Annotated in this window: 13 protein-coding genes; all 13 read left to right on the plus strand. The window is 56.3% G+C overall.

All coding sequences use genetic code 11. From position 1 onward, the window contains the following. Positions 1–984, plus strand: coding sequence for a glycosyltransferase (locus AABO57_21245; GenBank protein ID MEK6288252.1), 984 nt, complete (start codon positions 1–3; stop codon positions 982–984). Next, positions 981–1,997 (plus strand): glycosyltransferase, encoded by a 1,017-nt coding sequence (locus AABO57_21250; GenBank protein ID MEK6288253.1) that lies wholly within the window; start codon positions 981–983, stop codon positions 1,995–1,997. Before AABO57_21245 ends, AABO57_21250 begins: the two co-directional genes overlap by 4 nt. Positions 1,998–2,012: 15 nt before the next feature. Then, positions 2,013–3,179, plus strand: coding sequence for a glycosyltransferase (locus tag AABO57_21255; GenBank protein MEK6288254.1), 1,167 nt, complete (start codon positions 2,013–2,015; stop codon positions 3,177–3,179). Next, positions 3,145–4,047: a glycosyltransferase gene (locus tag AABO57_21260; protein ID MEK6288255.1), complete on the plus strand. Its 903-nt coding sequence runs from the start codon at positions 3,145–3,147 to the stop codon at positions 4,045–4,047. The genes AABO57_21255 and AABO57_21260 overlap by 35 nt, the downstream gene beginning before the upstream one ends. Positions 4,048–4,054: 7 nt before the next feature. Continuing rightward, on the plus strand, positions 4,055–5,314 hold the full coding sequence (locus AABO57_21265) for a glycosyltransferase (GenBank protein MEK6288256.1): 1,260 nt from the start codon (positions 4,055–4,057) through the stop codon (positions 5,312–5,314). A gap of 23 nt (positions 5,315–5,337) precedes the next feature. Then, the gene (locus AABO57_21270) at positions 5,338–6,309 is read left to right on the plus strand and encodes an FkbM family methyltransferase (GenBank protein MEK6288257.1); all 972 of its coding nucleotides are present in this window, start codon (positions 5,338–5,340) and stop codon (positions 6,307–6,309) included. A gap of 7 nt (positions 6,310–6,316) precedes the next feature. Next, complete coding sequence (locus AABO57_21275; GenBank protein ID MEK6288258.1) at positions 6,317–7,492, plus strand: glycosyltransferase family 4 protein; 1,176 nt, start codon at positions 6,317–6,319, stop codon at positions 7,490–7,492. 185 nt (positions 7,493–7,677) lie between these two features. After that, positions 7,678–8,784: an NAD-dependent epimerase/dehydratase family protein gene (locus AABO57_21280; protein ID MEK6288259.1), complete on the plus strand. Its 1,107-nt coding sequence runs from the start codon at positions 7,678–7,680 to the stop codon at positions 8,782–8,784. A gap of 32 nt (positions 8,785–8,816) precedes the next feature. Continuing rightward, positions 8,817–10,223, plus strand: coding sequence for a glycosyltransferase family 39 protein (locus tag AABO57_21285; GenBank protein ID MEK6288260.1), 1,407 nt, complete (start codon positions 8,817–8,819; stop codon positions 10,221–10,223). Positions 10,224–10,246: 23 nt separating this feature from the next. Further along, the gene (asnB, locus tag AABO57_21290; GenBank protein ID MEK6288261.1) at positions 10,247–12,166 is read left to right on the plus strand and encodes an asparagine synthase (glutamine-hydrolyzing); all 1,920 of its coding nucleotides are present in this window, start codon (positions 10,247–10,249) and stop codon (positions 12,164–12,166) included. Between the two features lie 148 nt (positions 12,167–12,314). Then, the gene (locus tag AABO57_21295; GenBank protein ID MEK6288262.1) at positions 12,315–12,680 is read left to right on the plus strand and encodes a glycosyltransferase family 2 protein; all 366 of its coding nucleotides are present in this window, start codon (positions 12,315–12,317) and stop codon (positions 12,678–12,680) included. A 45-nt stretch (positions 12,681–12,725) separates the two neighbouring features. Continuing rightward, positions 12,726–14,063 (plus strand): glycosyltransferase, encoded by a 1,338-nt coding sequence (locus AABO57_21300; protein ID MEK6288263.1) that lies wholly within the window; start codon positions 12,726–12,728, stop codon positions 14,061–14,063. Further along, entirely contained in the window at positions 14,060–15,088 is a 1,029-nt protein-coding gene (locus AABO57_21305; protein MEK6288264.1) for a GDP-mannose 4,6-dehydratase, read from the plus strand. Before AABO57_21300 ends, AABO57_21305 begins: the two co-directional genes overlap by 4 nt. Positions 15,089–15,091 lie beyond the last annotated feature (3 nt).

A 15,091-nucleotide genomic window follows, 5' to 3' on the forward strand; every position in this document is an offset into this window, starting at 1 on the left:
ATGACACCAACCGTCAGCGTTTGCATTCCCACTTACAACACCGCGCGATATTTGCCGGAGGCGATTGAGAGTGTATTGCAACAGGAGTTCACGGATTACGAATTGGTGATCTGCGATAACGCCTCGACCGACGAGACGCCGGAACTCTGCCGGAAATACGGTGATTCACGCATCCGCTACTTGCGCTTCACCGACCTAACGAACCAGGCGGGTAACTTCAATCGTTGCCTTGATGAGGTCAGAGGAGAATTCTTTACCCTGCTGCACGCAGATGATTTGCTTCTCCCCGGCTTTTTGAGCGACCGGGTTACACGGTTGAACGAGCACCCCGAAACTGGCTTCGTCTTCGGCGCAGTGAAAGTTGTTGACTCGGACGGGGCAGTGATTGATACCAAGAGGCAATGGAACACTGACCGATTCTTTCCTGCTTGCCAACTGCTTGAATCGCTTTTGCTTGGTTGCATCGTGTCTCCGCCTTCGCTGATGGTTCGGAAGTCATGCGCGAGCAAGGCCGGACGGTTTCGAACCGACCTGACGTGGGGTCATGACTGGGAGTGGGCGTTGAGGCTTTCACGATGCGGCGCAGCAGGCTACGCCAGCGAGCCCTTGGCCGCGTATCGGGTACATGATGCCAGTGGCACGGCTGAGATCCTCGGAGCGGCGAAGAATGGGCATCAGGAGCGGCGAATCCTGAAGGAAACATTTACAAGGTTATCAGTTGAAGACAGACGATGGAGTGCGCTCAGCCGGTCCGCGTTTCAAGCGCTCAGTCGGCGCCATATGTATTTTGCTGAGCTTGGTCTTCTCGGTGGGCAAAAAGCGGTGGCCAGAAACAACCTATATTACGCAGCGAGGGCAGACTTGATCATGCTGACACGTCCGACCTTTTGGGCACTGTTATTAAGTTCTATCGGGTCAACCAAGCTGTATGCGCGATATCGCGCGCTACGCAACGAAGCGCCAGCGTCAGGCAGTCAGTTGTGAACGACATTAAGCTAAGCGTCATAATTCCCACACACAATCGAGCCAAAGAGTTGGCAGATACGCTTGCCTGCCTAAAGCGCCAGAGTCTTGCTGCCGCCGAGTACGAGATTATCGTGGTGGATGACGGTTCATCCCCTCCTGTCAGCCTCCGCGAAAGCAGTGAAAATCCAAGGTGCTTGCTCGTGCGGCTTGAAGGCCTCGAGCGATCGGCGGCACGCAATGCCGGCGCGGCAGCGGCGAAAGGACACGTTTTAGTCTTTGTGGACGACGATATGACGGTCGGAAGCACGTTCCTTGACAATCATCTGCGCGCGCACCGTGAGTGGCCGGATGCGCTTGTGGTTGGCTCGGTGCGCCTTCCAGATGGCTTGGTGGCAACGCCGTTTGGCTGCTTTCGACAGACGCTTGAGCAACGCGGATTGCCACAGACTCGCGGGCTTAAGACGATGCGCAACTTGTGCACCGCCGCAAATATGTCCATACCTAGAGGTCTGTTTCATAAGCTCGGCGGGTTTGATGGCTCGCTGGCGAGCAGCGAGGACCAGGACTTCGCTTTTCGCCACTCCAGGCGCGGGGGAAAAATCGCGTTTATCCCTGAAGCGGACGCCATCCATAACGACAGCGCATTGCACATCAGCAGTTACTGCCGGCGCGCAGAGTGGGGCGCCGAGCACATGGTCCCCTTCTGCAAGCGTTATCCCGATTGGCCGGACAATGTCGAGCGCGAGCGGGTGAACGGGCCGGTGCAGTGGGGAAGAGAACCGCTCGCGATTAGCGCGCGCAAATTATTTAAGCTGGTAGTTGCTCTCAACGCGATTTTGGCGATTCTGTTCTTAATTACTTCGATAATTGAACGCGTAGCGCCAAACAGTTTCGCGCTTGATCGATGCTATCGTCTGCTTCTCGGCGCTCACATATTCCACGGCTATCGAAAAGGAAGAACACGCGCGTCAATTGGCGATCAGCAGGCAGCGATAGCGACGGACAACTGGGTGAAAGCCGATGACTGCTGACGGTTTGATTATCTAATGCAAAACATCTTGCACTTCGCACAGGACAGCGACACCAGCGGCTTCTTCCCGCAGCTTGCCAAGTGGCACGACCGGAGTCGCTACCGAATGTTCTTCGCCACGCTCAATCCGATTGCGCCCTGGCTGCGCGACTATATGCAAGCTCAAGGGGTCGAGTGTTTCAGTTGCGATTGCAGAAATCGCGGCCAGTATACGCTTGGAATGCTCCGCCTGGCGCGGTTCTTGCAGCACAGACAGATCGATATTTTGCATACCCACCTGTTCGAGCCGTCGGTCATAGGATTGGTGGCAGGGTTATTGGCGCGCACACGGACTCGTGTCGTGACACGTCATTACTCAGACTATCACACGCGCATAAACAAGAGGTGGCATGTGCGTCTGGATCAGCTTTGCACTCGACTGAGCCACGCCGTCATCGCAGTCTCCGAGCATACCGCCGAGCACTTGATTCAGGTCGAAAACGCTCCACGCGAGAAGGTCCACGCCATCATGAATGGTATTGATTTTGATCGTGCCAAGCCTTCCGCTCCGGACGCCCGCGAGCGGGTTCGCCGCGAGTTTTTCGCCGAGGATTCATATCTCTTGTTGATCGTCGCACGGCTTCATCCAGAGAAGGGACACCACTACCTGTTTGAAGCTCTTCGGGAACTGCGCGGACTGTGCGACCGGTCGGTTCGGCTACTCGTGGCGGGCAAGGGAACCTTTGAATCCGCCTATAGGGAGGAGGTTCGAGCGCTGGGTTGCGAAGACATCGTTTCCTTTCTTGGGTTCCGCAACGACGCAGCTGACCTTATTGCAGCAGCCGACCTCCTTATTCTTCCCAGTCTTGCCGAAGCGTTTGGGTTGACGCTTACCGAAGCCCTGTATCTGGGCACGCCGGTCGTCGCGACGCGAGTGGGAGGGATCCCAGAAATCGTGGATGATGGCATTGATGGGGTCCTCGTTCCTCCGGCGGACAGCAAAGCTCTCGCAGCCGCGATTGTTGATTTGCTAAATGATCGCGATAAGCGACACAAAATGGCCGGGGCTGGACGAGAGAAGGTTGTCAGCCGGTTTCGGTTTGAAGATATGGTGCGAGCGTACGAAGCGATTTACCTACAACATTCGAACGACTCGCTTGAGGGAGCGGATGCCAGAAGTCTCGATAGTCATTCCCACGTATAACTCAGCGCGGTACCTGGTCGAGGCGGTTAAGAGCGTGCTGGCCCAGACCTTCAGGGACTTCGAAGTCCTCGTCGTTGATGATGGGTCAACAGATGAGACCGAGACGCTGATGCGCCGGTACGGAACTCCTGTTCGCTACATTCGACAGAACAATGGCGGAGTTGCGGCAGCACGCAATCGAGGCATCAAAGAGAGCTGCGGCCGGTATATAGCGTTCCTAGATGCGGATGATACGTGGTATCCGGATAAGCTTGAGCAGCAATTGACGGCACTGGAGAAGGAGAAGGACCGCCGCTTTTGTTACTCAGCCTTCACAGTGGTTGACTCCGACCTTGTACCACTGGGCGTCAATCACAGCAATCGGGACGGATCCGCGCTCGAAGACCTTTTGACGCGAGGCAACGTCGTTGGGAGTATCTGCACGGTCTTGTGTGAGCGTTCGCTGTTTGCGACGGCAGGAGGGTTCGATCCTGCGCTGAGCCAGTGCGCCGATTGGGACATGTGGGTTCGCATTGCCGCGCTTACCGATTTTCTCTACTTGGATGACACGCTGGTTACCTACAGACAACACGGGACTAATATGAGCCGAAACGCGCCGTTGCTTGAGCGTGACAGTTTGCTTGTATTGAAGAAGGGATTCGCACTACCAGGACTTCCGCCTTCCTTGCTAAAGCGCCGTAGAAGCGCTTTGGCGCGAAACTACATGGTGCTTGCAGGCACTTACGTTCACGCTCGGCGGTACATTGATTTTGCGCGCTGCGCAGCGCGCGCGGTCACTATGGATGTTCGTCAGGTACGCTACTTGATTGCTTTCCCGTATCGAGCCGCGGCACGGCTCCGCCCGAACCGCACGACCCAGACTGCATAGCTTCCAAATGCAAAGAAAGTCAAAGCCCCGTGTGCTCTACATCGTTTACTGGGGCGCCGCCGAGCCATTGGGACAGTCGCTCGTTTTACCCGCAGTTAAGAGGTTAGCTGCGCTGGGCGCTGATCTAACGCTCGTTACCTTTGAAAAGTCAGCAGACCTGGCGCGGACCAGCGAGATCGGTTCGATTCGCGCAAATTTGAACGAGCACGACGTTGACTGGATACCGCTTCGATATCACAAGCGGCCCAAGATACCTGCGACCGCATTTGACTTTTTTCACGGTTGCGCTCGAGGCATCGCGGCAAAGTTGCGGTGTCGGCCTGATATCGTTCACGCCCGGACATTCGTGGGTGGATTAATGGGACTTGCGACTGCGTCACTGTTGAGAGCAAGGCTGATCTATCACAACGAGGGCTTCTATCCTGATGAGCAGGTTGATGCCGGCGTCTGGCAGGTGAATTCAGCGCCGCACCGCGTTGCGAAGTTCTTGGAGCAGCAGCTGTATTTGCGGGCAGATGCAGTCATTGCCCTCTCGTCTAAAGCGAAGGTCGCGATTGAGGGCCTCGCTACCATGCGTACCAGGAGGACACCGGTTATAGTCGTTCCTAGCTGCGTAGATCTGAATCACTTTCGATGGAACCGTTCAAAGACACTCGCCCAGGGCGAGGAACTGCGATTTGTTTATATCGGGGGGGTGGGAGGCCGCTATGATCTCGAGCGAGTCGGCCGCTTTGTGGCTATCGTATCGAGTATGGTAAAACGCGCGCATTTTCGAATCCTCACTCGGTCTGACCCTAACCTGGTTGCTTCCATGCTAAGCACTTTATCCGACGACGCTTGGTCGATGGGAACCGTTCCGTACAGTGCTATGCCAGACGAGTTGGCGCGAGAACACGTTGGCCTGCACTTTCTGAGGCAGGGGCAGGCGGATCACGCAGGATCGCCGACCAAGATCGGTGAGTACTGGGCCGCCGGGCTTCCAGTTGTTGTGACGCCGAACGCTGGGGACACTGATGAGATCATTCGCCGCGAGCGAGTCGGCGTAATCGTAAATGAGCACAGCGACGAAGCGTACGCGCGGGCGTTGGCAGAACTCCGTTCGTTGCTCAAGGACGATCAGTTGCCCGCGCGATGCCGCCGCGCCGCAGAGATTCATTACGCGCTTGAGCCTGCTTGCGAACGGCAGATCAATCTCTATCATGGCTTGCTTTCTCGCGCGACAGAGCCGGCCGCTGGCGCTTATTCAATCGAAGACGACGCGAGATAATTGTTCGCTGAAGGCGCTTGTTGATGAGAGCTGAATCGCGATTGCATGCTGACCCCGTAGAGGAGACCCGAACACTCACGAGAAGCGATGGCGCGATTAACGGGCGCGTCAAAAGAGGATTAAAGAGACTGCGCGCCTTGCGGCCGTTCAATCAGGTTGCCACTTCGACGGTTCATGCTCTTTTCAGCGCCATGGGCCGGCGGTCCGAGTTCATAATCAAGCACCTTCACAGGGTTGGGGATGTTAGGCTTGCGCTTCCGAACAATCGAACTTTGCGGCTATGGTCGCGCGGCGATGACTGGGTGTCCAATCAAGTCTACTGGCGCGGTTGGGACGGCTATAGCCTGAAACGGTGCCTCTCTCTTTTATCGCCTCGCAGCATGCGCACAGGTAACCTTCGATGTTTCGCGTACGTCGGGCTCTTCACGCTGCTTACGGCCCACGCCAATCCAGACGGGCGAGTATACGCGTTTGAGCCGCTGCCCGGGGTTTATGAGCGGTTGCGGAAAAACGTCGCCCTCAACAGGCTCGACCGGGTACAGTGCATCAAGAGCGCGGTAGGCGAGATTGACGGCGCGGCAGAATTCTTCCACGTGCCAGTCGAGTTGCCCACAAGTTCGAGCCCCTCCTACGAGTTCATGTGCTCGGCAAATAATTTGACGGTTTCGACTGTTCCGATAATCACACTTGATCGCTTCGTTGAGCAAAACAAGATTGATCGCGTTGACCTGGTGAAGATAGACACCGAAAGCACCGAGCCGCAGGTGTTGCGCGGAATGATTAAGGCGCTGCGAAGGGACAGACCGTTCATAGTTTGTGAAGTGCTGGGACGCGGCAGCGAGCGTGAGCTTGAAGAAGCCCTGCGACCGATTGGCTACCGATACTATCATCTGACGCCAGACGGTCCCGTATTCCGCGAACGAATTGAAGGTCATCCAGAATGGCTGAATTATCTGTTTACGATATTATCGCCCGATGAGGTCGCGGGTCTTTGATTACGACATGAGAACTCACCACGAAACGACATCGGTTTGCGCGCTGGTGCCATATCCGCGCGGTACCGCGCCAAGCCAGCGCTTTAGGATAGAGCAGTGGCTGCCCTACCTCGAGGCTCAAGGGATCTCCGTTGACTTGGTTCCGTTTGCCGATGAGCAGCTCATGGAGCTGCTGTATAAGCCCGGACGCCGCGCTGCTAAAGCCTTTGCTAACGCAATTCGGTTCCTTCTCCGATGCGCGGACGCGACAAAGACACGCCGCTACGACGCGGTGCTGATACACAGGGCTGCTTGTATAGCGGGGCCTGCTGTGCTCGAAAGACTCGTTGCTTTGTTCGGGCGACCTGTGATCTACGATTTTGACGACGCGATCTTCAAGCTGCATACGACGGAGGCTAATCGGGGATTCGGATGGCTGAAGTTCCCGGGCAAAACCGCCACCATCTGCCGCATCAGCAAGCACGTGGTTGTTGGCAACGCCTGGCTCGCAGACTACGCTCGCCAATTCAATCAACACGTGACGATCATTCCCACCAGCATTGACACTGACCATTACCGGCCTGAGAAGAAGAACGGATCGAACGGCCGTGTGGTAGTGGGTTGGACGGGAAGCTCAACATCGCAAACTCATCTGGAGATGTTTGCTCCGGTGTTGCGCGAGCTGACAACACGCCGCGATGTGGAGTTTCGTGTAATTTCCGATCGAGAACCGTTACTACCGGGGGTTAGCTACGTGTGGCGGCCCTGGTCGGCGCGTACCGAGGTTGATGAACTGTCTCTCATTGACATCGGCATTATGCCGATGCCCGCTGACGAGTGGTCCCGTGGCAAGTGCGCGGCGAAGGCGTTGCAATACATGGGTATGGGGATCCCGACCATATGTTCCGCAGTCGGCGCGAACTGCGATGTGATACAGCACGGAGAAAACGGACTGCTGGCGCTGACATCCTCCGAGTGGATCACGAACCTAGAGTCGCTGGTTGACAATGCGGCGCTTCGTGAAAGAGTCGGGATGATGGGCCGCCGTACTGTCGAAGAACGCTACTCGATGCGCCACTGCGCCGATCTTTTCGCGCGAGTGGTTCGCGAAGCACTGGGACAACAGATGCGCGCCGTGAGCAACGCTTGCAAGGCCAAAGTTGACAAGACCATTGTCGGTGTTCAACCCGACATAGAAGTGTGACGAAGTGCGACCGGCAATCAAGATAATCTGTTGAAATAAAAGCGACTAGCCAATAGATCAGTGCTCGGAGCAGGGCTCAGTTCGCCGAGCGCTATCGGGATGGATGCTTCGCTGTCTGAGTACTTCGCGTTTGTTTTGCTGGAAACTTAAGGCCACGAGCAATTTAGCTAATCCAAAGGATTTCTATGATTCTAGTGACCGGCGGTGCTGGGTTTATCGGATCGCACCTAGTCGATGGATTGCTCGAGAGAGGCTATCGGGTCCGAGTGCTCGATGCCTTCATCGAGCAAGTTCACGGCGCGAGTCCATATCAACTGCCCTCGGTCGTCGAAGTTATCCGCGGCGACGTTCGCGATCGTTCCTTAGTCGATAGGGCACTTGAAGACATTGAGGTCGTGTTCCATGAAGCCGCTGAAGTCGGCGTCGGCCAGTCTATGTACGAGATCGAGCGATACGTCGACTCCAACAGCTTGGGCACGGCGACTTTGCTCGAAGCACTGGTGGCCCGACGCGGACATGTGCGAAAACTGATAGTCGCATCCTCGATGTCGATCTATGGAGAGGGCGCGTATTCATGTGGGAATTGCGGGCCAGTGGCGCCGCGGCTGCGGACAGTGGCACAACTTGAATCGCGCGATTGGCAAATGCGATGTCCTCAATGCGCGGCTGACCTCGAGCCGGCGGCGACGCCGGAAACGAAGCCGCTCGATCCAGCCTCGGTCTATGCCGTGACAAAGCAGGATCAGGAGCAGATGTGCATCATGGTTGGTCGAGCTTACGGCATTCCCACAGTAGCTTTACGATACTTTAACGTCTATGGCGCGCGACAGGCGCTTTCAAATCCATACACTGGGGTTGCCGCGATCTTTTCGTCGCGGCTGCTGAATGGTCAGCCGCCACTGATATTCGAAGACGGTTTTCAAAGTCGCGATTTCACTCACGTTCAGGACATTGTTCAGGCGAACCTCCGCGTGATCGATTCAGAAGCCGCGGATTTCCAGGTTATCAATGTCGGCACCGGAGCGGCTTCCAGTATTGCGCGCGTCGCTCAACTGCTCGCCGAAGGTCTGGGTGTTTCGACCGAACCAAGAATAATAGGCCGCTTTCGAGAAGGCGATGTTCGACATTGCTTCGCCGACATCTCACGCGCGCGGGAACTGCTTGGGTATGAGCCGACTGTCTCGCTCGAACAAGGGATTCCACAGCTTCTCGAGTGGGCTCGAGGACAGAAGGCTGTTGACACCGTCGAACAAGCGGCGGAGGAGCTACAATCTTTCGGATTAATGCGATGATGGGAATGTTTTCTAAGATCAGTCGGGAGTCGATGCGTAACAGAGTTATTGCTTTAGCCTTTGCACTATTCGTGGTCTACGGTTCGCTGTGGTTAGGCAACGATGTCGTCATAGCGCCACAATTTTACCTGGCCATCGTTGTTGGCATCATCCCGGCGGCGGTCTGTATCTGGATCATCCTGCGCAGCCGGACCCCCGATCAGCGTTTCCTGGTGAAGGTCTTTATCGGGGGGCTCGCGGTGCGATACATCCTGGCTTATGCGATCTACAGTCGGAATTTGCAGCAGTTTCTCGGGGCGGATGCTGACACCTACGATGCGTTTGGAAACGCGCTGCTTCAGTCCTGGAAGGGGCTCGTGGATCCCAACGCCTTCTGGCTCGTCAAGTATACTACCGCGCGAACATCGGGCTTTGGAATGTATTACTTTGTGGCTGGGATATATTACGTCATTGGCCAGAACCCGCTAGCAATACAACTCATCAACTCCGCTATTGGCGCGGGGGTCTGCATCGCCGGATACAAGATAGCGATGATGGTGTATCCGAACCAGCGAGTAGCTCGAACCGTGGCCATTATGACCGCGTTTGCGCCCTCGCTAGTTCTGTGGACCTCGCAGGGGCTAAAGGACGGCCCGATCATGTTGTGTTTGTGCTTGTGCGTGCTCTATGCGCTCAAGGTGCGCACTAAGGTTGAGATCAAGAGCTTCGTACTTCTTCTGGGGTCGTTGCTTTGCCTGTACACGCTCCGTCACTATGCGGCGTACATTATGTTCACGGCGGTAACCGGGGGACTATTGTTCACCGCGCAAAAAAAACTCGATCCCGTTCGAATGTTGCAAGGAGCGGTGCTGGTCATCATCATCGGTCTCGCCTTTAGCTACTTTGGAGCGGGAGAGGTTGCTAAGAGCACGATCGACCTCAACCGCATACAGAACGCGCGCGCGTGGAGCGCTAGGGTCTCAAACAGCGGCTTTGGCGGCGATGTCGACATTACCGATCCCGAGGCCGCCATAGAATACTTGCCTCTGGGAGTCCTCTACGTGTTGCTTTCGCCGTTTCCATGGATGATCAATAATTTTCGGCAGCTCATAACACTACCGGAATTGATTGCCTGGTGGTGCCTGATGCCGATGATGGCGAAAGGATATTGGTTCGCGCTCAGAACCCGACTCCGGCAGTCGTTCGTGATCTGTACTTTCGTATTAGGACTCACGCTCGCGTTTGCGCTCTACCAGTCAAACGCCGGGACCGCGTACAGGCACCGCTCTCAGTTGTACGTTTTCTTTTTCATTTTCATTTGCATTGGATTGGAGTTGAGGCGAAGCGCTAAACGTGAAAAATGGTCTCGAATGTATCAACCGGTTCCTTTTGGCACGCTCTCGGGCGCTGCGGTTCCTCAGCGGGTAACCGCAAGCCCGATGGAGATTCAGGCTGAGTAGTCCTGACCAAGGAATCAAGTCAAATGTGTGGAATTGTCGGCATAGTGGACTCCAACGGACGAGCGATAGATGAGGCGCCGCTACGCGACATGTGTGCCGCCCTTGTCCATCGCGGACCGGATGATGAAGGATACTATGTTTCCTGTGACCCTGAAAGAGGTTCGAGCAATTCTCAGAGGGTCGCCTGTGTGGGCCTGGGCATGCGCCGCCTTTCGATTATCGATCTCTCTACGGGCGAGCAGCCGATTCATAATGAAGACAAGACTGTTTGGGTAGTGCTAAACGGCGAAATCTACAACTATCCCGAGTTGCGAGCTGGGCTTGAGAAACAGGGACACACCTTTTACACCCACAGTGACACTGAAACGATCGTGCACGCGTATGAAGAGTACGGCGATGATGTGCCCAAACATCTGCGAGGGATGTTTGCTTTTGCTCTGTGGGATGCGAATCAACAAAAGCTGCTCCTCGCGCGTGACCGCGTGGGCAAGAAGCCGTTGCTCTATTCGATCATCGGACGCGAGCTTGTATTCGCTTCCGAGTTTCAAGCGATACTTCGCCACCCCGATGTATCGCGGGATGTCAGCGAGGCCGCGATATCGCACTACCTCTCGTTTATGTGTGTGCCCGCGCCGCTCACTGCTTTTCGCAATGTGCACAAGCTAGAGCCTGGGCACGTTCTGATCTGGCAAGACGGCGAGGCTGAGATCAGCCGCTATTGGTCGCTTGATTTCAGAAACAAGATCGACATCTCGGAGCAAGAAGCGGGCGAGCGGGTCGTCGAGCTCCTGCGCGATGCGGTGCGAGTGCGTCTGATGTCGGACGTCCCCCTGGGAGCTTTTCTTTCTGGAGGGATCGACTCGAGCGCGGTCGTGGCTTTGATGAGCGAGCTTTCATCCGAGCGTGTGAAGACCTTTTCAATAGGCTTCGACGAGCAGGAGTTCAACGAGATCGGACACGCGCGCCGGGTAGCCGAGCGATTCGGAACCGAACATCACGAGTTCGTCGTCCGCCCGAACGCAGTCGAGGTCCTTCCGACCCTCGTGAGACATTACGGTGAGCCATACGCCGACTCGTCGGCCATCCCGACTTACTACCTGGCGAAGATGACGCGGCAGCACGTGACGGTTGCCCTGAATGGCGATGGTGGTGATGAATGCTTCGCAGGATATGAACGCTATACGGCGATGCGAATCGCCGAACGTTATAATCATTTGCCGCGTCTGTTGCGAGAGCAAGTCGTGGAACCGGCCATAGCAGCCATTCCTGAGGCGGGCTCGACAAGGTCGCGGCTTGGCAAGGCGCGCCGGTTCCTCGATGTCATGGGCCGCCCCGCCGGGGAACGCTATTTGAGATGGACGAGCGCAATAAGCGAAGAGCTAAAAGCGGAGTTGTGCACGACGGCGTTTCTCGCGCGGACCTCGGCCGCCAAGGCGATTGGCTACGTGCAACCGTGGTTCGAAGGGAACGGGAACACTGACATAGTTGATCGCGCGCTTATGGCCGACACGTCACACTATCTGCCGAACGACCTGCTGGTGAAGGTGGACATCGCAACCATGGCGGTGTCGCTCGAAGCGCGCTCGCCGTTTCTCGATCATCACCTTGTGGAGTTCGCGGCAAGCCTGCCGGCGCGGTACAAGCTTCGCGGGCTTACGACAAAGTACCTTTTGAAGAACGCCCTCAAGGGGCTGCTCCCGGCAGAGAACCTCACCCGAAGAAAGATGGGATTCGGCGTTCCGATTGGCCGGTGGTTCCGCGGCGAGCTGAAGGGTTTTCTCCCGGAAACCATTTTGTCGGAACGCGCGCTTGGCCGCGGATATTTCAATCGCGAAGTCGTCAGCCACCTTGTCGAAGCGCACGTGGACGGACGCCGGGACTACGCTCATCAACTCTGGACGTTGCTAATGCTCGAATTGTGGCATCGGGAATTTATTGATTGATCAGTCATCTCGCTATCTGGTGCTGAATGAAAACTGATGTAAAAGAAACCCGCCTGGACTCATTTAGGGTGGGGCTCATCACTGATCTTTCCGATAGTTCCTGCCCTGCGATTGAACATTTGGCGCTCGGCGAGGACGCGTGAAGGAGATGAAGGCGATCGGCTCACTTGTTTCCCAACCGACTGTGATCGAGACATTCCCAGTTAGTTCCTTCCGATTGAGCGTGCTGGTTCCGGCGTACAACGAACGGTACGTTGTGGAGGCGAGTCTTCGCCGCGTCCTGAAGCTTCGGCACAAGCTGATTCGCAGCCTGGAGCTGGTTGTGGTTGACGATCATAGCACCGACGGCACCTGGGAAGTTCTCCAACGGGTCGCAGCGGAAGATGAACGCGTTATTCTGCTGAGACACGAGCGCAATCTGGGAAAGGGAGCGGCGATCCGCACTGCCATCACTCATGCCTGGGGCGGCATCAGTCTGATCGCCGTTGCCGTTAAGGACCAGCCGTTGCCGTGAGATCCTGGCAGCTCTATGGCTTTTGACTCTACATCGTACCGTTCAATGACTGAAAAGAGAGTTCGCAAGGACACCTCGCCTGCGTTTCTGGCGCCGCTCAGAGTTGTGCGCATAATTGATCGGTTGAATATCGGTGGTCCTGCAAAACACGTCGTGTGGCTGACCGCCGGTCTAAGCGAAGCCGAGTTTGAAACAACGCTGATTACCGGCGTGGTCCCGCCCGGCGAGGGCGATATGAGCTATTTCGCTCGCGAGAACGAGGTCGAGCCGATCGTGATCAGGGAGATGAGCCGCGAACTTAGTCTTCGCGACATTTTGGTGATCGCGAAGCTGCTGCGGCAATTCTTCAAGCTGAAGCCGCAGATCATTCACACGCACAAGGCAAAGGCGGGCGCGGCCGGACGGATCGCCGCGACGATCTACAAATGGATGACGCCATCGGCGCTGTGGTTGCGGCCGCGCAATTGCCGCGTCGTTCATACCTATCACGGGCATGTGTTTCACAGCTACTACGGTCCTTTTAAGACGCGGCTGTTCATTGCGATCGAACGCATGCTTGCGAGAGTCTGCACCGATCGAATAGTCGTCATCAGCGAACAGCAAAGGCGCGAGATTTGTGAGTCATTCCAGGTTGGCCGGGGCGAACAATTCCGTGTGGTACCGCTGGGCCTGGATCTTGATGAACTGGTCGAGGATCGTGGACGGCTCCGAAAAGAATTCGGGATCTCGGATGACGAAGTCGCGATTGGTATCGTGGGGCGGCTCTGCGAAGTAAAGAACCATTCGATGTTCCTCGAATCGGCGACCCGCATAGCGCAACCATCCAACAAAAACGGGCCGCTGACCCGCCTCGTAATCGTCGGAGACGGTCACTTGCGGGCGGACATCGAGAGGCAGGCGCGCGATCTCGGCGCTGCCGACAAGACTGTCTTCACCGGTTTTCGTGAAGATGCGACCTCGCTGTATGCAGGCCTCGACATAGTTGCGCTGACGTCGCTCAATGAAGGAACGCCTCTGACGCTGATCGAAGCTATGTGCTGCGGGCGTGCGGTCGCCGCCACTGAAGTTGGAGGCGTGGTTGATGTTATGGGCGCGCGCAGGGCATCATTGGAAGGCTTCACCGTTTGGGATCATGGGGTCACTGCGCCGAGCCGGGATGCGGACGCGTTCGCTCGCGCGCTGCGGTTCCTGATCGAACGTCCCGACCTTCGCCGCGAGATGGGCGAGCGAGGGCGTGCATTCGTGAGAGCAAACCTCTCGAGGGATCGACTGGTGGGTGACATAGAAATGCTCTATCACGAGTTGATGGGCGACGAAGCGCGAGTGGCCGCAGGAGCGACTCGAGGCTTAGTTAGTTTTAGCGGGAAGGGAAACACCTTATGAAAGTATTAATCACCGGCGGGGCGGGGTTCATTGGATCGCATCTGGCCGAGTGCCTCCTGGCGCGCGGCGACGAGGTGCACCTGCTTGATGATCTCTCGACCGGCTCAATTGAGAATATAGTGTTGATCAAGAATCACCCGAACCTCACTTATCACATCGACACGATTCGCAACTATCGGCTCACAGCCGAGCTCGTAGACAACTGCGATATCGTCTACCACCTGGCCGCCGCCGTTGGGGTGAAGCTGATAGTCGAGAGCCCGGTCAGCACAATCGAGACGAACATACGGGGCACTGACATCGTGCTGAGCCTCGCGGCAAAGAAACGAAAGCGGGTGGTGATAACGTCAACGTCCGAGGTGTACGGCAAACGCAACAAAGTGCCTTTCAACGAAGATGACGATCTGGTAATGGGGCCGACGAATAAGGGCCGCTGGAGCTACGCCTGCTCGAAGGCCATAGACGAGTTTCTGGCGATTGCCTATTGGAAAGAGAAGCGGGTGCCGACCGTAATCGTCCGGTTGTTCAACACGGTTGGTCCGCGCCAGACCGGACGCTACGGCATGGTGATTCCCAACTTCGTCCAGCAGTCGCTGACGGGACAGGACATCACGGTGTATGGCGACGGCAAGCAGACTCGATGCTTCACCCACGTGTCAGACGTCATTGGAGCGCTGATCGCGATTGCTGAGCATCCGCAAGCGGTGGGCGAGGTCTACAACATAGGGAGCGATCACGAGATCTCGATGCTCGAGCTTGCCGAAAAAATCAAGCACCTCACCGAGTCGGCGTCTAACATTGTGTTCGTGCCCTACGACAAGGCTTACGAGGAGGGGTTCGAGGATATGATGAGGCGAGTCCCCGATATTTCGAAGATTCGCGCGCTGATCGGGTACGAGCCGAAGGTCGATTTGGAAGCAATGCTCACAAGCATCATCGATTACCACCGCGTGAAGATGGTGGGCGAGATGGGAATACCGGCGAGTTCTCTTGTGTTTCAGTCAAGGGAGTCGCTGCCCAGCTAAGAC

The sequence above is a fragment of the Acidobacteriota bacterium genome, assembly GCA_038040445.1.
In the GTDB taxonomy this organism is placed as follows: Bacteria; Acidobacteriota; Blastocatellia; order UBA7656; family UBA7656; genus Onstottus_A; species Onstottus_A frigus.

Excerpts from the sequence above, each read along its gene's own strand:
- AABO57_21280 (MEK6288259.1), top strand. The coding sequence starts at position 7,678 with ATGATTCTAGTGACCGGCGGTGCTGGGTTTATCGGATCGCACCTAGTC.
- AABO57_21265 (MEK6288256.1), top strand. The coding sequence starts at position 4,055 with ATGCAAAGAAAGTCAAAGCCCCGTGTGCTCTACATCGTTTACTGGGGC.
- AABO57_21260 (MEK6288255.1), top strand. The coding sequence starts at position 3,145 with ATGCCAGAAGTCTCGATAGTCATTCCCACGTATAACTCAGCGCGGTAC.
- AABO57_21305 (MEK6288264.1), top strand. The coding sequence starts at position 14,060 with ATGAAAGTATTAATCACCGGCGGGGCGGGGTTCATTGGATCGCATCTG.
- AABO57_21285 (MEK6288260.1), top strand. The coding sequence starts at position 8,817 with ATGCGTAACAGAGTTATTGCTTTAGCCTTTGCACTATTCGTGGTCTAC.
- AABO57_21275 (MEK6288258.1), top strand. The coding sequence starts at position 6,317 with ATGAGAACTCACCACGAAACGACATCGGTTTGCGCGCTGGTGCCATAT.
- AABO57_21300 (MEK6288263.1), top strand. The coding sequence starts at position 12,726 with ATGACTGAAAAGAGAGTTCGCAAGGACACCTCGCCTGCGTTTCTGGCG.
- AABO57_21255 (MEK6288254.1), top strand. The coding sequence starts at position 2,013 with ATGCAAAACATCTTGCACTTCGCACAGGACAGCGACACCAGCGGCTTC.
- AABO57_21270 (MEK6288257.1), top strand. The coding sequence starts at position 5,338 with ATGAGAGCTGAATCGCGATTGCATGCTGACCCCGTAGAGGAGACCCGA.
- AABO57_21245 (MEK6288252.1), top strand. The coding sequence starts at position 1 with ATGACACCAACCGTCAGCGTTTGCATTCCCACTTACAACACCGCGCGA.
- AABO57_21295 (MEK6288262.1), top strand. The coding sequence starts at position 12,315 with ATGAAGGCGATCGGCTCACTTGTTTCCCAACCGACTGTGATCGAGACA.
- asnB (MEK6288261.1), top strand. The coding sequence starts at position 10,247 with ATGTGTGGAATTGTCGGCATAGTGGACTCCAACGGACGAGCGATAGAT.